The organism is Pseudarthrobacter sp. NPDC058119 (assembly GCF_042884655.1).
Taxonomy (GTDB): Bacteria; Actinomycetota; Actinomycetes; order Actinomycetales; family Micrococcaceae; genus Arthrobacter.
In genome coordinates this window covers 34429-56947 of sequence record NZ_JBHVTN010000001.1, presented here as the reverse complement: position 1 = coordinate 56947, position 22519 = coordinate 34429, and the positions used below count along the sequence as shown (strand labels likewise).

The 22519-nt window shown below is 67.7% G+C and carries 22 protein-coding genes and 1 pseudogene; 15 read left to right on the top strand and 8 right to left on the bottom strand.

Annotated features, from left to right (window positions below):
• Nucleotides 1-546 carry a DUF1697 domain-containing protein gene (locus ACFVTD_RS00280; RefSeq protein WP_387556547.1) on the bottom strand — a complete coding sequence of 182 codons (546 nt, stop codon included), beginning with the start codon at nucleotides 544-546 and terminating at the stop codon, nucleotides 1-3.
• 42 nt (nucleotides 547-588) lie between these two features.
• Complete coding sequence (locus ACFVTD_RS00275) at nucleotides 589-1308, bottom strand: IclR family transcriptional regulator (protein ID WP_009356552.1); 720 nt, start codon at nucleotides 1306-1308, stop codon at nucleotides 589-591.
• A 113-nt stretch (nucleotides 1309-1421) separates the two neighbouring features.
• Here ACFVTD_RS00275 and leuC point away from each other — a divergent pair, with 113 nt between their 5' ends.
• From leuC to ACFVTD_RS00245, 6 genes are all read left to right on the top strand, one after another.
• Complete coding sequence (gene leuC / locus ACFVTD_RS00270) at nucleotides 1422-2876, top strand: 3-isopropylmalate dehydratase large subunit (RefSeq protein WP_387556545.1); 1455 nt, start codon at nucleotides 1422-1424, stop codon at nucleotides 2874-2876.
• 9 nt (nucleotides 2877-2885) lie between these two features.
• Nucleotides 2886-3488 (top strand): 3-isopropylmalate dehydratase small subunit, encoded by a 603-nt coding sequence (gene leuD, locus ACFVTD_RS00265; RefSeq protein ID WP_387556543.1) that lies wholly within the window; start codon nucleotides 2886-2888, stop codon nucleotides 3486-3488.
• 148 nt (nucleotides 3489-3636) lie between these two features.
• Complete coding sequence (gene murA, locus ACFVTD_RS00260) at nucleotides 3637-4962, top strand: UDP-N-acetylglucosamine 1-carboxyvinyltransferase (protein WP_387556541.1); 1326 nt, start codon at nucleotides 3637-3639, stop codon at nucleotides 4960-4962.
• Between the two features lie 9 nt (nucleotides 4963-4971).
• Nucleotides 4972-5742 carry a lysophospholipid acyltransferase family protein gene (locus tag ACFVTD_RS00255; protein WP_387556539.1) on the top strand — a complete coding sequence of 257 codons (771 nt, stop codon included), beginning with the start codon at nucleotides 4972-4974 and terminating at the stop codon, nucleotides 5740-5742.
• Nucleotides 5739-6788, top strand: a complete 1050-nt coding sequence (locus tag ACFVTD_RS00250) for an NAD(P)H-dependent glycerol-3-phosphate dehydrogenase (RefSeq protein ID WP_387556537.1) — start codon at nucleotides 5739-5741, stop codon at nucleotides 6786-6788. The genes ACFVTD_RS00255 and ACFVTD_RS00250 overlap by 4 nt, the downstream gene beginning before the upstream one ends.
• A gap of 2 nt (nucleotides 6789-6790) precedes the next feature.
• Nucleotides 6791-7936 carry a D-alanine--D-alanine ligase family protein gene (locus tag ACFVTD_RS00245; protein ID WP_387556535.1) on the top strand — a complete coding sequence of 382 codons (1146 nt, stop codon included), beginning with the start codon at nucleotides 6791-6793 and terminating at the stop codon, nucleotides 7934-7936.
• A gap of 28 nt (nucleotides 7937-7964) precedes the next feature.
• Here ACFVTD_RS00245 and ACFVTD_RS00240 read toward each other — a convergent pair whose 3' ends face one another.
• Nucleotides 7965-8468, bottom strand: a complete 504-nt coding sequence (locus ACFVTD_RS00240) for a DUF3515 domain-containing protein (RefSeq protein WP_387556533.1) — start codon at nucleotides 8466-8468, stop codon at nucleotides 7965-7967.
• Between the two features lie 68 nt (nucleotides 8469-8536).
• On the opposite strand from ACFVTD_RS00240, the gene thiL reads away from it, so the two are divergent.
• The 4 genes from thiL to rsmD are packed head-to-tail and all read left to right on the top strand — an operon-like array spanning nucleotide 8537 to nucleotide 13536.
• The gene (thiL, locus tag ACFVTD_RS00235; protein WP_387556531.1) at nucleotides 8537-9583 is read left to right on the top strand and encodes a thiamine-phosphate kinase; all 1047 of its coding nucleotides are present in this window, start codon (nucleotides 8537-8539) and stop codon (nucleotides 9581-9583) included.
• A 22-nt stretch (nucleotides 9584-9605) separates the two neighbouring features.
• Nucleotides 9606-10592 (top strand): DAK2 domain-containing protein, encoded by a 987-nt coding sequence (locus ACFVTD_RS00230; protein ID WP_387558887.1) that lies wholly within the window; start codon nucleotides 9606-9608, stop codon nucleotides 10590-10592.
• A complete protein-coding gene (locus ACFVTD_RS00225; protein ID WP_387556529.1) occupies nucleotides 10582-12852 on the top strand; it encodes an ATP-dependent DNA helicase RecG in 2271 nt (756 codons plus the stop codon). Before ACFVTD_RS00230 ends, ACFVTD_RS00225 begins: the two co-directional genes overlap by 11 nt.
• Nucleotides 12853-12891: 39 nt before the next feature.
• On the top strand, nucleotides 12892-13536 hold the full coding sequence (gene rsmD / locus ACFVTD_RS00220; protein WP_387556527.1) for a 16S rRNA (guanine(966)-N(2))-methyltransferase RsmD: 645 nt from the start codon (nucleotides 12892-12894) through the stop codon (nucleotides 13534-13536).
• Here the strand turns inward: rsmD and ACFVTD_RS00215 are convergent.
• Nucleotides 13533-14327 (bottom strand): spermidine synthase, encoded by a 795-nt coding sequence (locus ACFVTD_RS00215; RefSeq protein ID WP_387556525.1) that lies wholly within the window; start codon nucleotides 14325-14327, stop codon nucleotides 13533-13535. The two genes, rsmD and ACFVTD_RS00215, sit on opposite strands and share 4 nt — an antisense overlap.
• A complete protein-coding gene (locus ACFVTD_RS00210) occupies nucleotides 14327-15556 on the bottom strand; it encodes an aminotransferase class I/II-fold pyridoxal phosphate-dependent enzyme (RefSeq protein WP_387556523.1) in 1230 nt (409 codons plus the stop codon). The genes ACFVTD_RS00215 and ACFVTD_RS00210 overlap by 1 nt, the downstream gene beginning before the upstream one ends.
• Nucleotides 15557-15599: 43 nt before the next feature.
• Here ACFVTD_RS00210 and coaD point away from each other — a divergent pair, with 43 nt between their 5' ends.
• The 5 genes from coaD (at nucleotide 15600) to mutM (ending at nucleotide 18709) form a co-directional block, all read left to right on the top strand.
• Entirely contained in the window at nucleotides 15600-16100 is a 501-nt protein-coding gene (gene coaD / locus ACFVTD_RS00205) for a pantetheine-phosphate adenylyltransferase (protein ID WP_387556521.1), read from the top strand.
• A gap of 122 nt (nucleotides 16101-16222) precedes the next feature.
• Nucleotides 16223-16747: a YceD family protein gene (locus ACFVTD_RS00200; RefSeq protein ID WP_387558884.1), complete on the top strand. Its 525-nt coding sequence runs from the start codon at nucleotides 16223-16225 to the stop codon at nucleotides 16745-16747.
• A 36-nt stretch (nucleotides 16748-16783) separates the two neighbouring features.
• Nucleotides 16784-16987 carry a 50S ribosomal protein L32 gene (gene rpmF / locus ACFVTD_RS00195; protein WP_009356569.1) on the top strand — a complete coding sequence of 68 codons (204 nt, stop codon included), beginning with the start codon at nucleotides 16784-16786 and terminating at the stop codon, nucleotides 16985-16987.
• A gap of 21 nt (nucleotides 16988-17008) precedes the next feature.
• Nucleotides 17009-17737, top strand: a complete 729-nt coding sequence (gene rnc / locus ACFVTD_RS00190) for a ribonuclease III (RefSeq protein WP_141181771.1) — start codon at nucleotides 17009-17011, stop codon at nucleotides 17735-17737.
• 6 nt (nucleotides 17738-17743) lie between these two features.
• Nucleotides 17744-18709 (top strand): bifunctional DNA-formamidopyrimidine glycosylase/DNA-(apurinic or apyrimidinic site) lyase, encoded by a 966-nt coding sequence (mutM, locus tag ACFVTD_RS00185; RefSeq protein ID WP_387556519.1) that lies wholly within the window; start codon nucleotides 17744-17746, stop codon nucleotides 18707-18709.
• A gap of 30 nt (nucleotides 18710-18739) precedes the next feature.
• Here mutM and ACFVTD_RS00180 read toward each other — a convergent pair whose 3' ends face one another.
• The 3 genes and pseudogenes from ACFVTD_RS00180 to ACFVTD_RS00170 all read right to left on the bottom strand — a co-directional run.
• Nucleotides 18740-19711, bottom strand: coding sequence for an NAD-dependent epimerase/dehydratase family protein (locus ACFVTD_RS00180; protein WP_387556517.1), 972 nt, complete (start codon nucleotides 19709-19711; stop codon nucleotides 18740-18742).
• A complete protein-coding gene (locus ACFVTD_RS00175; RefSeq protein ID WP_387556516.1) occupies nucleotides 19708-22368 on the bottom strand; it encodes an alpha/beta fold hydrolase in 2661 nt (886 codons plus the stop codon). The genes ACFVTD_RS00180 and ACFVTD_RS00175 overlap by 4 nt, the downstream gene beginning before the upstream one ends.
• Nucleotides 22362-22519, bottom strand: a pseudogene (locus tag ACFVTD_RS00170) (3-oxoacyl-ACP synthase III); the annotation flags it as partial. The pseudogene ACFVTD_RS00170 and the gene ACFVTD_RS00175, both read right to left, overlap by 7 nt.

Here is a 22519-nt window from a genome sequence, read left to right as displayed (position 1 = left end):
CTAGCCGGCTGGGAGGGCCGCTGCGGCGTCGCGGACCTTGATCAGGGTGCGCAGGTTCCGGGTGGTGGTCGCAGCCTTGAACTTCGCCTTGGAGCTGATCTTGCTGAAGGGACTGTCCAGGGTTCCGCCCACGGGCGCCAGCCAGGCGAGGGCTTCGGGCGCCAACCGCCGCTGGTCATGGCTTTCCAGTCCTGAACCGGCCGCCTCCAGTTCGTCGAGGACGGCAGGGTCGGAGGAGAGGGTGATGTAGGAGTGGGTGGACTTGTCGTCTTCCGGGTAGGGGCAGGCTTCCACGAGGTGCCCCACCCGCGCGGCATCCAGCACCACTACCCAGGCTTCGTAGCCGAAAGCCGCACGGAGGCATTTTTCGCACTCCCGCTTTACCGCTGCCGCGTCCAGGCTGCTGGAGAGCACCACGTTGCCGCTCGCCAGCAGGGTCTTTGCGTCGGTGAAACCACAGTTCTTCAGTGCGTCCCGAAGGTCCGCCATCCTGATGTTGATTCCGCCAACGTTGATGCCACGGAGGAAGACTGCATAGCTGCCCATGGGCACAGCCTAGCGGCGCGGGCGGCCGGGGAGGGAAAGGTCCTAGTCGTTGTTCTTCCGCAGCGCCTCGGTCAGGATGCGTCCGGCGTTGCAGACAACTTCCGCGTGGAGGCGTCCCGGCTGCCGGGTGAGCCGCTCGATGGGGCCGGAAATAGAGACGGCGGCAATCACCCTGCCGGACGGGCCCCGCACCGGCGCCGAGACGGAGGCGACCCCCGGCTCGCGTTCGCCGAGGCTCTGTCCCCAGCCCCGGCGTCGTACTCCTGCCAGGACGGTGGGGGTGAAGCGGGCCGACTGCAGGCCTTCCAGGAGCCGGTCGTGGTCTTCCCACGCCAGCAGGACCTGGGCGGCGGACCCGGCCTTCATGGACAGCTGGGTGCCCACCGGGATGGTGTCGCGCAGGCCGATCGGGCGCTCGGCCGAGGCGACGCAGACGCGCCAGTCGCCCTGCCGGCGGAAGATCTGGGCGCTTTCGCCGGTGGCGTCACGCAGCTGCATGAGCACGGGGCCGGCCGAGGCGATCAGGCGGTCCTCGCCCGCGGCGGAAGCGAGCTCGACCAGCCTGCTGCCGAGCACGAACCGGCCCTGGATGTCGCGGCTCACCAGGCGGTGGTGCACCAGCGCCAGGGCGAGGCGGTGGACGGTGGGCCGGGCCAGGCCGGTAGCGGCCACGAGCTGCGCCAGCGTGGTGGGGCCAGCCTCGAGGGCATCGAGTACCTGGGCCGCTTTATCAATGACACCGACTCCACTAGAATTGTCCATGTAATGATATTGACGTCTCATTATCTGAGATGCAAATCTTTCGGGTGGCGCGGCGCGGAGGCCTCCTGATTCAGTTGGACTATTCAGCCAAACAGCAGTGAAGGGAGATGGCCATGGGTAAGACATTGGCCGAGAAAGTCTGGGACGCACACGTGGTGCGCAAAGGTGACGGCGATGGTGCCAACGCCCAGCCCGACCTTCTCTTCATCGACCTCCACCTGGTTCATGAAGTCACGTCCCCGCAGGCCTTTGAAGGCCTGCGCCTGGCCGGCCGCAAGCTGCGCCGGCCGGACCTGACCATCGCCACCGAAGACCACAACACCCCCACGCTGGATATCGACAAGCCCATTGCCGATCTCACCAGCCGCACCCAGATCCAGACGCTGCGGAACAACTGCGCGGAGTTCGGCGTCCGGCTGCACAGCCTGGGAGACGCCGAACAGGGCATCGTCCACGTGGTGGGTCCCCAGTTGGGCCTCACGCAGCCGGGTATGACCGTGGTCTGCGGCGACTCGCACACCTCCACCCACGGCGCCTTCGGTGCGCTGGCCATGGGCATCGGCACCTCCGAGGTGGAGCATGTCATGGCCACCCAGACGCTGTCGCTCAAGCCGTTCAAGACCATGGCCATCAACGTCGAGGGCACGCTGCGTCCCGGCGTAACCGCCAAGGACATTATCCTCGCCGTGATCGCGAAAATCGGCACCGGTGGCGGCCAGGGCTACGTCCTGGAATACCGCGGCTCCGCCATCCGCGCACTGTCCATGGACGCCCGCATGACCATCTGCAACATGTCCATCGAAGCCGGCGCCCGCGCAGGCATGGTCGCCCCCGACGAAACCACGTACGAATATATGAAGGGGCGCCCGCACGCGCCCGAAGGCGCGGACTGGGATGCCGCCGTCGAGTACTGGAACACCCTGAAGACCGACGACGACGCCACCTTCGACGCCCAGGTTGACCTGGACGCCGACACGCTCGAGCCGTTCGTCACCTGGGGCACCAACCCCGGACAGGGTGTTTCCCTGTCCCAGGCCGTCCCCAGCCCCGCAGACTTCGGGGACGAGAACGCCAAGGCCGCTGCCGAGCGCGCCCTGCAGTACATGGGCCTGGAAGCCGGCACGCCGATGAAGGACATCCGGGTGGACACCGTCTTCCTGGGCTCCTGCACCAACTCCCGCATTGAGGACCTGCGCGCCGCCGCCGACATCATCCGCGGCCGCGAAAAGGATCCCAAGGTGCGCATGCTGGTGGTCCCCGGCTCCGCCCGGGTCCGGCTCGAAGCGGAGGCCGAGGGCCTGGACCGTGTGTTCAAGGACTTCGGTGCCGAATGGCGCTTCGCGGGCTGTTCCATGTGCCTGGGCATGAACCCGGACCAGCTGGAGCCGGGGGAGCGGTGCGCCTCGACGTCGAACCGCAACTTCGAAGGACGCCAGGGCAAGGGCGGCCGCACGCACCTGGTCTCGCCGGTGGTTGCCGCCGCCACTGCCGTCCGGGGCACCCTCAGCTCGCCGTCGGACCTTGAACCGGCCCCCGAGCCCGCCGCCATCCGCACCGACGCAGCCTAGGACATCACCATGGAAAAGTTCACCAAGCACACCGGCATTGGCGTCCCGCTGCGCCAGAGCAACGTCGACACCGACCAGATCATCCCCGCCGTGTACCTCAAGCGCATCACCCGAACCGGCTTCGAGGACGCCCTGTTCTCGGCATGGCGGAAGGACTCCTCCTTCATCCTGAACCAGGAGCCGTACAGTGCGGGATCGGTCCTGGTGGCCGGCCCGGACTTCGGTACCGGTTCCTCCCGCGAGCACGCGGTCTGGGCGTTGAAGGACTACGGCTTCAAGGCCGTGCTGTCCTCCCGGTTCGCCGACATCTTCCGCGGCAACTCCGGCAAGCAGGGGCTGCTCGCCGCCCAGGTTGCCCAGGACGACATCGAGCTCATCTGGAAGGAACTCGAGAACGCCCCCGGAACCGAGGTTACGGTGGACCTGGAGTCCAAGACCGTGGTGTGCGGCAACATCGTGGCACCCTTCGAGATTGACGACTACACCCGCTGGCGCCTCCTGGAAGGCCTGGACGACATCGGACTGACCCTCCAGCACGAGGCCGACATCACCGCCTACGAGGCGACCCGCCCGGCCTTCAAGCCCAAGACCCTGCCGGCAAAGCTTTCCTAACCCCCGGCACCCATCCGGCGGCGGGGCGGCGGCCCCGCCACGCCCCGCCGCCGGAGCCCCCTTATTTCGGTTCGGTAACGCGACCTCCTATGCTTGGTTGGAGCCTTTGCAAGGTTTTGGGGGCTAGTGATCGTGAGGAAACCGGTATATGAGTAGTGTTCTGACAATCCGCGGCGGTGTCCCGCTTACAGGCCGCGTCAGCGTCCGTGGGGCAAAGAACCTTGTCCCCAAGGCAATGGTGGCGGCACTGCTGGGCAATGAACCCTCGGTGTTGCGGAACGTGCCGGAAATCAAGGACGTGGAGGTTGTCACCTCCCTCCTGCAACTGCATGGCGTGACGGTGGAGAAAGACCCCGTCAGTGGCGACCTGACCCTTGACCCCAAGGCTGCCAAGACCGCCCCGAGCACCGCCATCGACGCCCACGCCGGCGACTCCCGCATTCCCATCCTGCTCTGCGGACCGTTGATCCATGCGATCGGCGAGGCCTTCATCCCGGACCTGGGCGGCTGCAAGATCGGCGACCGGCCCATCGACTACCACCTGGATGTCCTGCGCCAGTTCGGCGCCGTGGTGGAGAAGCGCCCCGGCGGCATCCACATTTCGGCTCCCAAAGGGCTGCACGGAGCCAAGATCTCCCTCCCATACCCGTCCGTGGGAGCCACGGAACAGGTCCTGCTGAGCGCCACCCGCGCCGAGGGCATCACCGAACTCTCCGGTGCCGCCACCGAACCGGAGATCATCGACCTCATCGCCGTGCTGCAGAAGATGGGCGCCATCATCAGCGTCCAGACCGACCGCACCATCCACATCGAGGGCGTCCGCGACCTTGGCGGCTACAACCACCGGGCCCTCTCTGACCGCAACGAGTCAGCATCCTGGGCGTCCGCTGCGCTGGTGACCCGCGGCGACATTTTCGTCGAGGGTGCCTCCCAGCGCGACATGATGACCTTCCTGAACACGTACCGCAAGGTGGGCGGCGGTATGGACATCGGCGAGGACGGCATCCGGTTCTACCACAAGGGCGGGAAGCTCAACCCGCTGGTCCTGGAAACGGACGTCCACCCCGGCTTCATGACGGACTGGCAGCAGCCGCTCGTCGTGGCGCTCACCCAGGCCGAAGGCGTGTCGATCGTCCACGAGACCGTGTACGAGAACCGCTTCGGCTTCACCGACGCCCTCATCCGCATGGGCGCCAGCATCCAGGTGCACCGGGAATGCCTGGGCAGCGTTCCCTGCCGTTTCGGCCAGCGGAACTTCCTCCACTCGGCCGTCATCTCCGGCCCCACGCAGCTCAAGGGAACCGATATCGACGTCCCGGACCTCCGCGGCGGCTTCAGCCATCTGATCGCGGCCCTGGCCGCCACGGGAACTTCGCGTGTCACCGGCATCGACATCATCAACCGGGGCTATGAGCGCTTCACCGAGAAGCTTGCCGGCCTCGGCGCCGATTTCGACATCACCACCACGAAGTAGAGCGGGACCGTGAAGGAATCTGCCAAGAGCAGGGCCACATTTGTGTTCATCGCCGGCGTCGTCCGGCCCCTGATGAACCTCATGATGTCCAAAACGTGGGAAGGGACGGAAAAACTTCCCGCAGGCGGCTTCATCGCCGCGCCCAACCACTGCACCGAAATCGACCCCCTGGTGGTGGGGCACATGCTCTACAACCAGAAGCGGGCCCCCCACTTCCTGGCCAAGGCAGCACTGTTCAAGGTTCCCGGCCTGGGTCCGCTGCTGCGCGCCACCAAGCAGGTGCCGGTGGAGCGTTCGACGGCGGGAGCGAACCGGTCGCTGCAGGTGGCCCAGGAGATCGTGGCTGAGGGCGGCGCCATCATCATCTACCCCGAGGGCACGCTGACCCGCGATCCCGGGCTGTGGCCAATGAAGGGCCACACCGGGGCGGCACGGCTGGCCCTCGAGGGGGGCATCCCGGTGGTGCCCATCGCCCACTGGGGTGCGCACGAGGTCTTCCCCCGGTATGGCAAGCGGTTCCACCTGTTCCCGCGGAAGCGTTCCCGGGTGGTCGTGGGCGATCCCGTAGACCTTAGCGCCTTCGAAGGCCGTCCGCTGGATAAGGCCACCCTCACGGAGGCAACCGAGGTGATCATGGACGCCATCACCGACCTCCTCGCCGGCCTGCGCGGAGAGAAACCGCCAGCCGAACGCTGGGACCCTGCCAAGCAGCAGCAGTCCAAGCACGGCCGGTTCGTGGACCGCGGGCAACAGCCGGGCGCGGGAACGGAAGCCCAGTGACCGCTGACGAAAAGCCGGCAGCGGCCCGCACAGTGGCCGTCCTCGGCGCAGGATCCTGGGGGACTACGTTCGCGAAGGTCCTTGCCGACGCCGCCATTGCCACGGGCACCCCGCGTGCCATCCGGCTGTGGGGCAGGCGCGCCGAAGTCGTGGACGAGGTCAACACCAGCCACCGCAACAGCGACTATCTCAAGGACATCGTCCTGCCGGACAGCATCACCGCGTCCACCGAGGTCCGTGACGTCCTGGACGGCGCCGAACTCGTGGTGGTCGCCGTACCGGCCCAGTCGCTCCGCCCGCAGCTGCGGGAGTGGAAGGACATGATCGCCCCCGGCGCCGTCGTCGTTTCCCTCATGAAGGGCCTGGAGCTGGGAACCGACTCCCGGATGAGCGAAGTCATCAGCCAGGAACTCGGCCTCCCGCCGGAACGCATCGCGGTGGTCTCGGGACCCAACCTGGCCATGGAAATTGCCCGTGAGGAGCCCACCGCATCAGTGGTGGCGTGTACTGATTCCGCGACGGCGGGCTGGCTGGCCAGGACCTGCACGGCGCCCTACTTCCGGCCCTACACCACGGCGGATGTCGTCGGCGTCGAAATCGGCGGCATCGTCAAGAACGTGATCGCCCTGGCCGTCGGAATTTGCGAGGGAAAACAGATGGGGGACAACACCAAAGCCTCCGTCATTACCCGTGGCCTGGCCGAAACATCACGCCTGGCGCTGGCGCTGGGCGGCGAGGCCAAGACCATGGCCGGGCTTGCCGGGCTTGGCGACCTCGTGGCAACGTGCTCCTCCGCGCTGTCCCGCAACCACACCGCAGGGCGGCTGCTGGGCCAGGGCCTGACGCTCGAGGAAGTGGGCCGCAAGATGACCCAGACCGCCGAAGGCATCAAATCCGGCCAGGCGGTCCATGAACTTGCCGGCAAGCTCGGCGTCGAAATGCCCATCACTGCCGCCGTCGTGGCGGTACTGGCGGGCAAGCTGTCCGTTGACCAACTGGGGCCGGTTCTGCTGTCCCGGGAACTGAAACCTGAAGGCGATTACTGACCATGTCCCAAGACACACCCACCACGGGTCAAACAGCCACCAGGAAGCCGCGCGTCGCCGTGCTCTTCGGCGGCCGGTCCAGCGAGCACGCCGTCAGCTGCGTCACTGCGGCAGGCGTGCTGGGTGCCATCAACAAGGACAAGTACGAGGTCATCCCCATCGGGATCGCCAAGACCGGACAGTGGGTTCTCGCCCCTGCCGAAACAGCGGAATGGTCCCTCGCGGCCTCATCGCTGCCCGAGGTCGTTCCGTCGCCGGAAACCGTCACCCTGGCCGAGATCGGCGGGGAGCACCAGCTGATCGTGGCCTCGCCCAACCAGGTCCCGCAGGAACTGGGCGCCGTTGACGTGGTCTTCCCGCTCCTGCACGGCCCCTTTGGCGAAGACGGCACCATCCAGGGACTCCTTGAGCTGTCCGACACCCGTTACGTCGGCGCCGGCGTGCTGGCGTCCGCCGTCGGCATGGACAAGCACTACATGAAGGTGGTCTTCGAGGCCGCCGGGCTGCACGTCGGACCGTACGTGGCCGTGACGGACAGGCAGTGGCGCAAGGACCCGGAAGCTGTGCGGAAACAGGTGGACCGGCTGGGCTTCCCCGTCTTCGTCAAACCGGCCCGGGCGGGTTCCTCGATGGGAATTTCCAAAGTCGACTCCCTTGAGGAGCTGGACGCGGCCATCGAGGAAGCCCGGCGGCACGACCTCAAGCTGGTGATCGAAGCCGGCATCGTGGGACGCGAAATCGAGTGCGCGGTCCTGGAAGGCCGGGGAACGGATGCGCCGCGGACATCGATGCCCGGCGAAATCTCCGTGGTCGGAGGCACGCACGAGTTCTACGACTTCAATGCCAAGTACGTTGAGGACGATGCAGCATCCCTCAGCTGCCCGGCCGACATGCCCGCAGAGGCCATCGCCCGCGTCCGCGAACTGGCTGCTGCCGCGTTTGATGCCGTAGGGGCCGAGGGCCTCAGCCGCGTGGACTTCTTCTACACCCCGGACGGCGAGTTGATCATCAACGAGATCAACACCATGCCCGGGTTCACGCCCAAGAGCATGTACCCCCAGATGTGGGCGGCTTCAGGCCTCGGCTATGCAGACCTCATTGACGAACTGATCTACCTGGCACTGCACCGCCACACCGGCCTGCGCTGATCCCTGCCGGCGTGGGCCCTGACGAACCCTACTGGCTCTTGGGCAGGTTCTGGAGGTCCTCCTGGCCAACGCAGTTCCGCGTTGACGGAATCTTGCCGGCAGCCGCCGCCAGGTCCGCGAGGACTGTCGCGGAGCTGATCTTGTCCGGGTCCATCACGATTTCCGTGGCCGGTTCCCTGCCGTAGGTGGTCAGCGTCCATGCCGGATCGCCTTCCTTGATCACCCAATCAACCCCGTTGACGGTGACGCAGCGGTCGGTGGTCGGCCCCGGCACGTTGACACCGCAGCGGAGGATGACCAGCGAAGGATCGCCCCAGGCCGCGGTGGCCTGGCTGTTGGTCTTCCGCAGCTTCGAGTCGCCGATGGCATCGGGCAGGGCCACCATCATGGGCGCGCACGCCGGGTTGGCGGCGTCCTTGGCGGCGGTGACATCCACCGCGGCGGAACAGGAGGCCAGGGAAAGGGCGGCAATTGCACCAACCACCGCCATCCTGGCGGCACGGGCGGGCAGGGGCAGCTGGGGATGGTGCATAGTTCCAGCCTATCGCCGCCGCCGGCCCGCCCGGACACAATGTCGGCCGGGCGCGGTAGCGTAGTGGCGTGCCTGAAGACCTTCGTAACCGCGTAGACCACCAGCCCACCGTGGCCGGGCTTTCCGAAGCCGACCTGCTGGCCCGGATCTTTCCGCGCCTCCGGATGGAGGCCGGGCACACGGCAAGCATGCTGCTTGGGCCGGGGGACGACGCTGCCATTGTCGCGGCGCCGGACGGGCGAACGGTCATCAGTATCGATACCCAGGTCCAGGACCAGGATTTCCGGCTGCTGTGGCCCAGCGGCTACCGCACCACCGGGTTCGACGTCGGCTGGAAGGCAGCGGCGCAAAACCTCAGCGACATCAACGCCATGGGTGCCCGGGCCACCTCAATGGTGGTCAGCCTCACCCTCCCCGTGGACACCCCGGTCGCCTGGGTAGAGGACCTGGCGGACGGGCTGGCAACAGGAATAGTGGAACTCGGGGCAGTCCACTGCTCCGTGACGGGCGGCGACCTCGGCCGTGGCCGGGAAATTTCGGTGACCGCCGCCGTCCTCGGAACCCTCGACGGCGCCCTGCCGGTGCTCCGCTCCGGCGCCCGGCCGGGGGACATCCTGGCGCTCGCGGGAACCGTCGGCCACGCGGTGGCCGGCCTGGCCCTCCTGGAGTCGGGTATCGACGTGGATACCCTGACGCCCGCGGAACATGCCTTCGTCGACCTGCAGTGCCGCCCGCGGCCGCCGCTGGAAGCCGGCCCGGCAGCCCGGGAGGCCGGGGCCACCGCCATGCTGGACGTATCTGACGGACTGCTGCGCGACGGAAAGCGGCTTGCCGCCGCGAGCGGTGTAGCCGTTGCCCTCGATCCGGCACGCCTCACCTGGTTGGCCGAGCTTCTGGGACCTGCAGCGGCGCGGCTGGGAGCGGATGCGGCGCCGTGGGTGCTGGGCGGCGGTGAGGACCACGGGCTGCTGGCCACATTCCCTGCCGATGTTCAGCTGCCACCCGGATTCACTGCGATAGGCTCGATACATGGACTCGGCACCGACGAAGGCCCGGGTGTCCTGATAGCTGGCCGGGCCGCGGACACCGGGGGATGGGATCATTTTGCACACTAAGGTTGCCGCCAACGCGCTGGCCATGAAGAGGTGGCTGGGCAAGGCTGAAACTGCCCTGGGAAACCACAGCGACCGGCTCAACGCCATCAATATCTTTCCGGTGGCTGACGGGGATACCGGCACCAACCTCTACCTCACGGTCCGCGCTGCGGCACGTTCGCTGGTGCTCGACCCCGACCAGCCTGCCCCGGTGGACGTCGGGGAAGTCCTGTCCATGGCCGGCCAGGCCGCCATGGAGGAGGCGCGGGGAAATTCCGGGACCTTGTTCTCGGTGTTCCTCTGTGCGGCAGCCGAGCCGCTGGCCGGTCATACCCGGCTGACGTCCACCCTGCTCGCGGCGGCCCTGAACCGTGCGCAGATCCGGGCGTGGTCTGCCTTGAGCGATCCTGTTCCCGGCACCATGCTTTCAGTGATGGAAGCGGCGGCACGTGCGGCCGCCGCCGTCGACGCCGGCCAGGACGGCGACGACAGCAACCATGCACTGGGCCTCGCCCTGGACGCAGCGGTGGAGGGGGCGCTGGCCGCCGTGGTCCATACCGAAGAACAGCTCGATGCGCTCCAGTCCGCCCACGTGGTGGATGCCGGCGGGGTGGGAATGCTGCTGATCCTTGACTGCCTCCGCTCCGCCGTCATGGGGGAGGAACTGCAGGGGGAGCTCCTCGACGGCCTCCACGGCTACGATGTCTCCGATCCCCATATCCACGCTTCCATGCCCGCCGACGACGGCGTGGAAGTCATGTGCACCATCAGCCTGTCGCCGTTGAACGCGGCCACCTTGCGGCAGCGGCTCGACGAAATCGGCGAGTCAGTGATCATGAGTCAGGTGGGCAACGGGCCGGACGCCGATGGCAACTACCGGTGGCGGGTGCATGTGCACGTGCCGGACTCCGCCCCGGCTGTAGGGATCATCCGGTCCCTGGGAGAACCTTCCCAGATCAGCATCAGCGAACTGGCCCTGCCGCGCGACCCGGGTGTGGACGCGGTGAACACCGGCGGGCATGAACGCTGAACTGGAACTGGCCCTGGAGCGGCGGATCGGGAAGCGCTCAGCGGCGGTCATCGAAAAACACCTCGGCATCACCACCGTTGAGGGGCTCCTGAACTACTACCCCCGCCGCTACATGAGCCGCGGCGAGCTGACCCCCATCGCGGAGCTTCCGCTCGATGAGGACGTGACCCTCATAGCCCGTGTCCTTTCCAGCAGCACCCGGCAGATGCAGGCACGGCGCGGGACCATCACCGACGTCATCGTCTCAGACGACGACGGGAAGCAGGGGCTGCGCCTGGTCGGCGGGCGGGATTTCACCGGCAAAGTTCCAGGCACCCTGAAAATCAGCTTCTTCAACGGGTTCAAGGCGAAGAACGAGCTCCTGCAGGGGCGCCGCGCCCTGTTCTCGGGCAGGGTGAGCAGTTTCAAGGGGAAGCTGGGCCTTACCAACCCCGACTTCCAGCTCCTGGACGAAGATCCCTTCAGCGACGCCGGACAAGACCCGGAGAAACTTGCCGCCATGCCAATACCGGTCTATCCGGCCACGGCCAAGCTGCCCAGCTGGAAGATCCAGAAGGTGATCGCCACGCTGCTCGAAACCTCCGACCTTGGCTCGCTGCCGGATCCGGTCCCGCAGCAGGTCGCAGCGAGGGAAGGCTTCCTGCCTGTAGCGGACGCCTACCGCCTCATCCACGTTCCCGAAACCGCCGGGGATTGGAAGCGTGCCCGCGACCGGTTCCGGTACCAGGAGGCCCTGGTGCTGCAGTCAGCGCTGGCCAGGCGCCGGGCCCAGCTTGCCGCGGAGGAAGCTACTGCCCGGCGTCCTTTGGGCGACGGTATCCTGGCCGCATTCGACCGCGCGCTGCCCTTCACCCTCACGGCCGGCCAGGCCGCCGTCGGTAAAACCCTCGCCACGGAACTGGCACAGGACACGCCCATGAACCGGCTGCTGCAGGGCGAAGTGGGCTCAGGGAAAACCGTCGTGGCATTGCGTGCCATGCTCCAGGTGGTGGATGCCGGCGGCCAGGCGGCGCTCCTTGCCCCCACCGAAGTGCTCGCCGCCCAGCATTTCGACTCCATCCGCCGCACCCTCGGTCCGCTCTCCAGTGACGGTCTCCTGGGCGGCCTGGCCGGCGGCAACGGGCCTTCCGTGCAGGTCACACTGCTTACCGGGTCCATGCCAACGGCGGCCCGGAAGCAGGCCATGCTCGACGCCGCCTCCGGGACCGCGGGAATCATCATCGGCACCCACGCACTGCTCAGCGACAATGTCTCTTTCTATGACCTCGGCCTGATCGTGGTGGACGAACAGCACCGCTTTGGCGTGGAACAGCGCGACGCACTGCGGGCCAAAGCCCGGAAGCCGCCGCACCTGCTGGTCATGACCGCAACGCCCATTCCCCGTACCGTGGCAATGACCGTCTTCGGCGACCTTGAAACCTCCACCTTGGATGAACTGCCCAAGGGCCGGGCACCCATCAGTACCCACCTCGTGGGCCTCGCCGAGAATCCGGCATGGGCGGCACGGATCTGGGCACGCGCCCGGGAGGAAATCGATGCCGGCCACCAGGTGTACGTGGTCTGCCCCAAAATCGGGACGGACGACGACGGCGACTTCAGCCCTGGCGAGGCCGCACCGCCGGGCGTGGAGGCGGAGGAGGCCCGGGAACTTGCGTCCGTCACCGCCGTCGTGGACCACCTGCTCGGTGAGCCGGCGCTGTCCGGGGTTCCGCTGGCTCCCCTCCACGGGCGCCAGGACCCGGAGCTGAAATCGGAGACCATGGCCGGGTTCACCGCCAACCGCATCAAGCTGCTCGTCTCCACCACCGTCATCGAAGTGGGGGTCGACGTCCACAACGCCACGCTGATGGTCATCCTGGACGCTGACAGGTTCGGAATTTCCCAGCTGCACCAGCTTCGTGGCCGGGTGGGCCGCGGCGGCCTGCCCGGGACCTGCCTGTTGGTGACCGCCCTTGAACCCGGCCACCCCAGCCGGCGGCGGCTGGATGCCGTGGCTGCCACCACGGACGGGTTCGTCCTGTCGCAGGAAGACCTTAAGCTGCGGCGCGAGGGCGATATCCTTGGTGCTTCCCAGTCCGGCGGGCGGTCCACGCTGAAGTTGCTTCGGGTCCTTGAACATGAAGACGTGATAGCCCGGGCCCGGGACGACGCGCAGGCAATCGTTGGCGGGGACCCGCTGCTGTCCGGCCACCCCGAGCTCGCCGGGGCCATCGAGAAGTATCTCAACCCCGAGAAGGAGGCGTTCCTTGAACGCGGTTAGCAACGACGGAGCCGGCGCGGCCGAACCGCGGTGGGTGCCGTGACGCGGATTATCGCCGGCGCGGCCGGCGGCACACCGCTGGCGGCGGTCCCGGGATCGTTGACCAGGCCCACGACGGACCGGGTCAAGGAAGCGCTGTTCTCCCGCCTTGATGCCTTTGACGTGATTGCCGGTGCCCGCGTGCTGGATCTCTACGCCGGCTCCGGTGCCCTGGGGGTGGAAAGCGGCAGCCGGGGTGCACGGTCCGTGGACCTGGTCGAGTCGGACGCCAAGGCCAGCGCCGTGTGCCAGCGCAACGCGGACCTCATCAACGGGCTGCTGGGCAACAAGACCGTGACGGTTCACCGCTCCAAGGTGGAGCCGTTCCTCGACCGCGCTGCGGCGGCGGCCGCCTGGGACCTCGTGTTCCTGGACCCGCCGTATCCGCTGGAGGACGGCACGCTCGCCGCTGTGCTGCAGAAGCTCGCCGGCCATTTGGGGCCTGGAGCCGTGGTGGTGGTGGAACGCTCGTCACGCTCCCCGGAACCGGGGTGGCCGGACGGGATGACGCGCTTCGCCGAAAAGAAGTACGGGGAAACCAGGCTGTGGTTCGCGGAGCCGTTCGTTCCCGATGCGATCACCCCTGACGACCTTGCCGACGCCGCCGGGACCACGGCCGGCCAGCCTGCTTCCCCTGACGCCTAGGCCGGTCCCTGGGCGGCGAACGGGTCCAGGTCCACTCCCGCCAGGACCCGGGCGGGGTGCGGGCCGCGCGCTGCCAGTTCGGCCGTCCACGATTCCGGCCACGGGTCCTGGGTCCCGGCAAGGATGATGTTGCCCGGGTACCTCCCCTGGAACATGCCGGCCTCGGCAAAGGCGGCCACGTCCGCCAGGGCACTGCGCATTGCCGCCACCTGGCTCCTGACAAGCGTGAGCGCTGGTTCGTCCCCGACATTGACCACCAGGAGGCCGCCCGGGCGAAGGCGGTCCCTGGCTTCACGGTAGAAACCGCCCGTGGCGATGTGGGCCGGCGCCTCGGGTCCGGAGAAGATGTCCAGGATCACGACGTCGAACGCCAGGCCCGGGTCCAGCTCACCGAGCGCTTTGCGGGCGTCGCCGATGATGGTGGTCAGGTTTGTTCCTTCGGGCATGGGAAGGTGCCGCAGGACGAAGTCCAGCAGTTCGCGCTCCAGCTCAACTGCATACTGCACTGAGCCCGGACGGGTCGCCTGGATGTACCGCGCCAGCGTCAGCGCACCCGCTCCCAGGTGCAGCGCCATGATGGGTTGTCCGGGCGGCGCGGCAAGATCCACGAGGTGTCCGATCCGGCGCAGGTATTCGTAGAAGATGTCTTCCGGGCGGTCAAGGTTGACGTGTGATTGTTCGGCTCCGCCGATGCTGAGCACGTAGCCGCCGTCGGTAAAGGCATCAGGCTCGATGGTGGCGTGCTGGCCGGTGGTGCGCAGGAAACGGCTGGCGGCCCCGTGGGCGGGCATCAGAGCCTGCCGCGCAGGGTTGCCAGCCGCGCGGCGGCCTCCTCCAGGACGTCGGTCTTCTTGCAGAAGGCAAAGCGGAGCAGGCTGCGCGTCCGCTCGGCGCCTTCCGGATGGCAGAAGACCGGAACGGGTATGGCTGCGACCCCCACCAGTTCGGGCAACCGCCTGGCGAGGTCCAGGGAATCGGTGATGCCCAGCGGTGCCGTGTCCACGTTGACGAAGTAGGTGCCCTGCGGGCTGAAGACGTCAAAGCCGGCGGCCCGGAGTCCGGCGCTGAGAATGTCCCGTTTCTGCTCCAAGGCAGAAGCGATTCCCGTATAGAAATCATCGGGGAGGGCCAGGCCCTTGGCGATCGCTGCCTGGAACGGGGTGCCCGAACTGTAGGTCAGGAACTGCTTTACCGTGCGGACGGCGGCCACCAGTTCCTCCGGCCCGCTCAGCCAGCCGATCTTCCAGCCGGTGAGGGAAAAGGTCTTGCCGGCCGAGGAGATGGTGATGGTCCGCCCGGCAGCGCCCGGAAGGGTGGCCACCGGGGTGTGGCCCACGCCGAAGGTGAGGTGCTCATACACTTCATCGGTGATGATGATGGTGCCGTGCCGGCCTGCAAGGTCCACCACCCGCTGCAGGACCGCAGGTGGAAACACGGCGCCGGTGGGATTGTGCGGGTTATTCAGCAGCACCACCTTGGTCCGCCCGCTGAAGGCCGCCTCCAATGCCGCCGCGTCCGGCATGAAGTCCGGGGCAGCCAGGGGAACGGTGGTGTGGGTGGCCCCGGAAAGTCCGATGACCGCACCGTAGGAGTCGTAGAACGGCTCGAACGTCAGGACCTCATCGCCCGGTCCTGCAAAAGCCAGCAGGGCAGCGGCAATGCCTTCAGTGGCCCCGGTGGTGATGATGACTTCCGTGGCCGGATCCGGAGCCAGGCCGTAGAAGCGCTCCTGGTGCGCGGCCACCGCTTCGCGCAGCTCGGGGAGGCCCTTGCCCGGCGCGTACTGGTTGGCGCCGGCAGCAATGGCTGCCCGGGGCGCCTCCCTGATTTCAACCGGTCCGTCCTCGTCGGGGAAGCCTTGTCCCAGGTTGATGGCGCCCGTCCTGACTGCCAGGGTTGTCATCTCTTCGAAGATGGTCATTCCCAGTCCGCCGTCCGCGGCCAGGAGGTTTGCCCCGAGCGCGGTGCGCTGCCAGGGAGCAGGTGCCAGGGGCGTGGAAAGTTCCCGTGCTGGATGCATCCAGTCATGGTATCCCGGGCTTTCCATGAGGTAGGTTCGGAGCATGAGACGCGCTGTGTGCCCCGGATCCTTCGACCCCATCCACAACGGCCATCTCGAAGTGATCGCACGGGCTGCCGGCCTGTTTGACGAGGTCATCGTCGCTATTTCCACCAACTACGCGAAGAAGTACAGGTTCACCCTGGATGAGCGGCTGGAAATGGCGCGCGAAACCCTGGCCTCGCTCAAGGGCATCGTGGTGGAGCCGGTGGGGGAGGGGCTCCTGGCCGAGTACTGCCGCCAGCGGGGTGTCTCCGCCATCGTCAAGGGGCTCCGGTCGTCGTCGGACTTTGACTACGAGCTCCCCATGGCCACCATGAACCGGCAGTTGAGCGGCGTGGAAACAGTCTTCCTCCCGGCCGAGGCCAGCTACCTGCATTTGTCCTCCACCCTGATCAAGGAGGTGGCATCCCTCGGCGGAAGCGTCTCGGACTACGTTCCCCGGTCAGTGCACCGGCGCATGGTCTCCGGCGAGCCTTCGCCGGATCAGCAGCCGAGGCGGTAGGCTGGATCGGTACTTCGGCGCTGCCTGCTGCCGGTTTGAGTCGCCATGGCTCTTCAGGCTAAGATGGTACGTCGGTCATATGTTCAACAGGAGTTCTCATTAACAGAGATGCTGGTTCGCCCCTGGCGTTCGACGTCAAGGACCTCGGGCGCAGCCCGGGAAGCATGCGGACACTGAAGGAACATGTACCCGCACCGGGTGATCTTGGTGTGGCGCTCATTGGTGTTCAGGAAGGCTCGGATGTCGAGCTCGACCTGAGGCTGGAGGCCGTACACGAAGGAATTCTGGTATCAGGAACCGTCCTCGCCGAAGTAACCGGCGAGTGCGGCCGATGCCTGGATCCCCTTGCGTATGACCTCGAGGTCAATGTGCAAGAACTTTTCTTCTACGAGGGCTCTGAGCTCCCGGACGGAGAAGAAGATGAAGAGCAACGTCGAGTCGAGCACGATGTAATCGATCTTGAACCGGTGTTGCGGGACGCGGTTGTCACCAATCTGCCGTTCCAGCCGGTGTGCCGGGAAGACTGCCAGGGCCTTTGCTCCGAATGCGGAGTTCGCCTGGAAGACGAGCCGGGGCACCACCACGAGGTCCTGGATCCTCGCTGGGCTGCCCTAGCTGATATGGCTAAGCCTGACCGGCAAAATTGATTTGTACGTGTTTGTCTAGAGAGAAATGAGTTAGCCGTGGCTGTTCCCAAGCGGAAAATGTCTCGCTCGAATACCCGCGCCCGCCGCTCGCAGTGGAAGGCGACCGCCCCCCACCTGGTGAAGACCGTTGAGAACGGCCAGGTCACCTACAGCCTGCCGCACCAGGCAAAGGTCGTTACCGACTCTGCTGGCACCGCGCTGTTCCTTGAGTACAAGGGCCGCAAGGTCGCTGACGTCTAATCGGCCCCAACAGGCTGACTGATGTCTTCAACTGAAGAGCTTCTGAAGCGTCTCGGTGTCACTATTGACGCCGGGACGCTTCGTCTTGCGCTTACCCACCGCTCGTATGCGTACGAGAACGGCGGCATCCCCACCAATGAGCGGCTCGAATTCCTGGGTGACTCCATCCTGGGGTTCTCCGTGACCGATGCCCTGTACCGGGACAACCCGGACCTGCCCGAAGGCGAACTCGCCAAGCGCCGGTCCGCCGTCGTCAGCACCCGGGCTTTGGCCGGCATTGGCCGCAGCCTGGGCATCGGCGAGTACATCTACCTGGGCCAGGGCGAGAAACTCACCCACGGGAAAAACAAGGCGTCCATCCTCGCTGACACCATGGAGGCCCTGATCGGGGCCACCTACGTCTCCAACGACATTGAGACCGCGCGCCAACTCGTCATGCGGCTGATCGGTCCGCTGCTGAAGGACGCCGCCGTCCTGGGTGCCGGCACAGACTGGAAGACCAGCATCCAGGAACTTGCGGCCAGCCGGCAGCTTGGCAGCATCCACTACGCAGTGGACGGGACGGGCCCGGACCATGCCCGCACTTTCACCGCTGTCCTGAACATCGGCGGAAACGCCTACGGCAAGGGCTCCGGTCATTCCAAGAAGGAAGCGGAGCAAGAAGCGGCCGCGGACGCCTGGCGGGTGCTTTCCGGCGCCGAAACCAGGAATGCTGCCGGCACTTCCGCTGGTTCCGTCACCGCCAAGTAGGGTTCCGTGCCTGAACTGCCCGAGGTCGAAGTGGTGCGCCGCGGCCTGGTGAACTGGGTCCGCGGCAGGACCATCAGCGCTGTCGATGTCCTCGATCCCCGCTCCATCCGGCGCCATGCCCTGGGTGCCGGGGATTTCATCGGCAACCTCCAGGGCGCAACCGTCACCGACGTCGTACGCCGCGGCAAATTCCTGTGGATGCCGCTGGCCGACACGGCGGCTGAACCGGCCCACCCGGAAACCGCGCCGGTGCCGGAAGTGGCACTCATGGCCCACCTGGGCATGAGCGGCCAGTTGCTGATGCAGGACGCCGCCGTCCCCGATGAAAAGCACCTCAAGGTCAGGCTTCGCCTCAGTCCCCGGGACGGCATGCCGGCCCAGCTGCGGTTCGTGGACCAGCGGATCTTCGGGGGCCTCTTCGTCTCCGCTTTGGTACCCACTGACGACGGCGGCCCCGGCGGCCTCGCCGAGTCCCCCCTTCCGCTGATCGCCGCGGAAGCCGCCCATATTGCGCGGGACCCCCTCGACCCTGCCTTCTCGTTCGACCTCTTCTACCAGCGGCTCCGCAAGCGCAAGACGGGCTTGAAACGGGCGCTGCTGGACCAGGGCCTGGTGTCCGGCATTGGCAATATCTACGCCGACGAAGCCCTCTGGCGTGCCTGCCTGCATTTCGCCCGGGCCACCGACACCCTTCGCCGGAGCGAAGCCGAACGCGTCCTGGACAGCGCCCGCGAGGTCATGCTTGATGCCCTGGCCGCCGGCGGGACCAGCTTCGACTCCCTCTACGTCAACGTCAACGGTGCGTCAGGCTACTTTGACCGGTCCCTGAACGCCTACGGCCGCCAAGGCGAGCCGTGCAAGCGGTGCGCCGCGGCGGGCATCAGTTCCATCATCCGCCGGGACCAGTTCATGAACCGCTCGTCCCATACCTGCCCGGTGTGCCAGCCGCGGCCCCGCAACGGCCGCTGGTAGTACCCGCACAACACAGGTCCGCCTGGCAGGTCAGCGGGAACCGTAGTACTCCGACAGCCGTGCCAGGCCCTCGTCTATCGAGACCGCCGGCGTCCAGGCAAGGAGTTCCCGGGCCTCCCGCTGGTCGAACCAGTGGGCGGTGGACAGCTGTTCGGCGAGGAACCTGGTCATCGGGGGCTCGTCCTGTTTACCAAGCCGGAGCCAAGCCCTTTCCACTGCCGATCCCGCGAGCCGGGCAAGCTTCCCCGGCACTGACCACGACGGCGCGGGGACGCCGCCAGCTTCGCAGATCCCTGCAATGAGCTCGCCCACCGGCCGGGGCTCGCCGTTGGTGACCACCAGGGCCCTGCCATGGATGTGGCCAATGCGGTCCAGCGCAGCAACGATCGCTGCGGCCGCGTTGTCCACGTACGTGGTGTCGATCAGTGCAGCGCCCGCATCCAGCAGCGGCAACCGCTTCCGGGCGGCCCGGGCCAGGACCCGCTCCACCAATTGGGTGTCGCCCGGCCCCCAGACGACGTGCGGCCGCACCGCGGCAACCCGGAAGTCCGGGGCGTCGGCTGCCAAAGCCAGCAGCTCAGCCTGCGCCTTGGTGCGCGAATAGTCGCCGTGGGCATGCACCGGGTCGGCCGGCTCGGCCCCGAGACCTGCGATCGCGGCACCCGAATTGGCCACCGACGGCGAGGAAACGAAAACCACGTCCCTGACTCCGGCCTCGCGCGCCGCCCGGAGCAGGCGCCGCGTTCCGCCTACGTTCACCTGGTCAAACTCCTCGGCGCGGCCGGTGAACGAGACTTTGGCGGCAAGGTGGATGACGGCGTCCGCACCCCGGACCGCGGCCGCGACCGCTGCATCATCCGTGAGGGAACCGCACCGGTCCGACGCGCCGTCGACCCCCGAAGGGCGCCGCTGGAAGGTGCTGACCTCGTGGCCCCTGCGTACCAGCAGGGCCGCCACCTCACGCCCCAGCAGGCCGCTCGCACCGGTAACCACGACTTTCATGGCTTGCCCGGACGGCCGCCGGCCAGGACGGACGACGCCCAGCGGGACAACCGCGTCCTGTCGATCTTCGCGTTGTGGCGGATATCGGTGGGCTGCGCGGGAACAACCAGGACTGCAGCCACGGACACGCCTGCGGCGAGGGCGGCGCGGCGTACCTGTGCCGCCAGTCCAGAAGCGGCCGGACCCGCATTGCGGGCCGGCGGTGAGGTTTCGACGACGGCGGCGATGGCCTGGGTGCCGGCGGGCCCCACCCCGACGACGGCAGCCATGCTGACGCAGCCCAGCTTTTCGATGGCCTGTTCGGCCCCCACCGGCGTGACCACTGCACCGGGCGCCGTGATGATGTGCGCCAGGCGGCCCTCCACCCAGAGGCGGCCGTCGGCGTCGAAATGGCCCACATCGCCGGTGCGGTGCCAGCCGGCCGGGCCCGCACTCGCCTGGTCTGTCAGCCAAAGCCGGTCATAGCCACCCTTGACGTGCGGCGCGCTGACCAGGATTTCCCCGGTGACACCCGCGTCGGTCACCGGTTCTGTCCCCGGGGCGGTACCGTCCGCCGCCAGCGGGATGACGGCTATGCGGGTGCCCTGGACCGGCCGTCCCACGCAGACGCCGTTGCCCGCCCCTGGCATCGTCCCGGACCCGGCGTCGGCAGCGGCGGCCTTGATCTGCCCAAGGCTGATGTCGGTGACGGGAAGGGCCTCGGTCATGCCGTAGGGGGTATGCAGCGAAGCGGCGGGCAGCAGGCGCTGCACCTCGTCAAGGAGCGGTTCGGGAACGGGAGCGCCGGCGGACAGCAGCAGGCGGACCCGCTTGAGTGCCGCTGCGCCCTCCGGGGTGAGCCCGGCCTGGGTCGCAATGACGTTGCGCAGGGCGGCGGGGGAGGCGAAGACCACCGTGGCGTCGATGGCCGCTGCGGCAGCAGCGAGGGCGTGCGCGGTCAGGGTGCCGGGCGCGGTGACATCCATGGCCGGCGTCACGGACACGGTTCCCAGTGCGGGTCCCAGCAGGGCGAAGGGTGCGAAGCCGGCCACCAGCCTGTCGCCTGGCTCGATGCCGAATGTTCCGGCGACGGTGTCCCGCATGGCGGCTAGCTGCCCGTGGGTGTACTGGACGCCTTTGGCGGGCCCGGTGGAGCCGGACGTGAAAAGCACGGCTGCGGGGGAGTCCGCGGCCGGGCGGAAGGCAGGAGCGGTGCCGCCTTGCCCTGGGCTGGTCCTGGCCAGGGCGGCGAGCGAGGTCTCCACGCCGAGCACCTGGCGCTGCACGGCCGGCAGGTCCCCCACGCTGATACGCCGGGCCGCCCATCCCAGTGCCCGTGCAGCGGCCAAGGCCTTGTCGATCCCGATCAGGACATCAGGCGTCGCTCCCTTGACCGCCCGGCTCAGCCCCCTGGTGCCAAGGCCAGCGTCGGCCACGACCACCACGGCGCCAAGCCGAAGGCAGGCATACAGGGTGACGGTCAGGTCCACGCCGGGCGGAACCATCAGGCTGACCCGGGTGCCGGGCCCGACGCCGGCCCGCTGCAGGCCCGCGGCGAGGCGGCCCACGTTGTCCTCGAGCTGCCGCCAGGTGAGCGAACGTGCCTCCCTGCCGTCCGGAGCCATTTCGACGACGGCCCTCGCCCCTGCAGATGGTCCGGAGGCCAGCTCCCCAAGAAGCCCCCACAGGGGCGTGAAGCCATCGCCGGCTGCCGGGGAGTCATTATCAGCGACGCTGTCCCCGCCCTGCGTGACGCGGCCGGCCAGCCACTCGAAGACGGGGGTGGCGATGTCCCGGTCCTCCGCCACCAGGTGTCCCGCGCCCTCGTAGCGGTGCACGTCGGCATGCGGCAGGCGGGTGAGCAGGTCCTTGAGGTACCGGTCGGAGAAGATGGGGTCGCGGGGACCCCACAGCATCAGGGCCGGAACATTCAGCCCGCGCAGGCCTTCCGCCACGCCGTTGAGGGCAGCGAAGCTTGGGTGCGACCCCTCGATGGGTATGTCAGCGACGAAGTTGCCCACCCCGGCACGCCGGGACGCTCCGCGGTAGGGGGCCATGAAGGCATTTCGCACGTCCGCGGGCAGGGGCGGGTGGGCCAGCGAATGCGTGACCCGCAGGAAAGCATCGGAAGTGGTGGTTCCCCACCTGTGCACTGCCGGGTGCAGGGCAAGCCGCAGCGCCGCCGGGATGGGGGAGCCGGCAGGCTGGTGCACGGCGGTGTTGGTCAGGACCACGCCGGCCAGCTGGTCTTCGTGCGCCAGCGCCCATCCAAGGCTGATGACGCCGCCCCAGTCATGGCCCACAGAAACGACAGGTCCGTCCAGGCCCAGCGCGTTTGTCAGGTCGCCCAGGTCGTTGATCCGGTCCGCCAGGCGCCGGAACGTACCCGTCCGCTCGGAAAAGCCCATGTCCAGCTGGTCCACGGCCACCACGCGCCACGGATGCGCGGGGTCGGACCCGGCAGCCAGCAGTCTCCGCCACAGATAGGACCACGTGGGGTTGCCGTGCACGCACAGCAGCGTACCCAGCGGAGCCAGGCCGCGGCGGTCCAGTTCTGCGCCGTTATCCAGCAGGTGCCAGCGCCGCACCGTGCCGGGCGCGTCAACGCCTGACGTGGAGGGGACATCGATCCCGCGGGACCATTCGGCGTTGACGCCAGGCCAGGCCGCGATCACCAAACGATTTCCAGCATTGCGGTGTTCAGCCCGGAGCCGACGCCCATGCACAACACCCAGTCGCCGGTTCCCAGCGACTGCGCCTCGGCGGCGAGCGTCATGGGAAGCGACGCCGGTCCAACGTTGCCCCAGTGCGGGAACGTGATGGGCACTT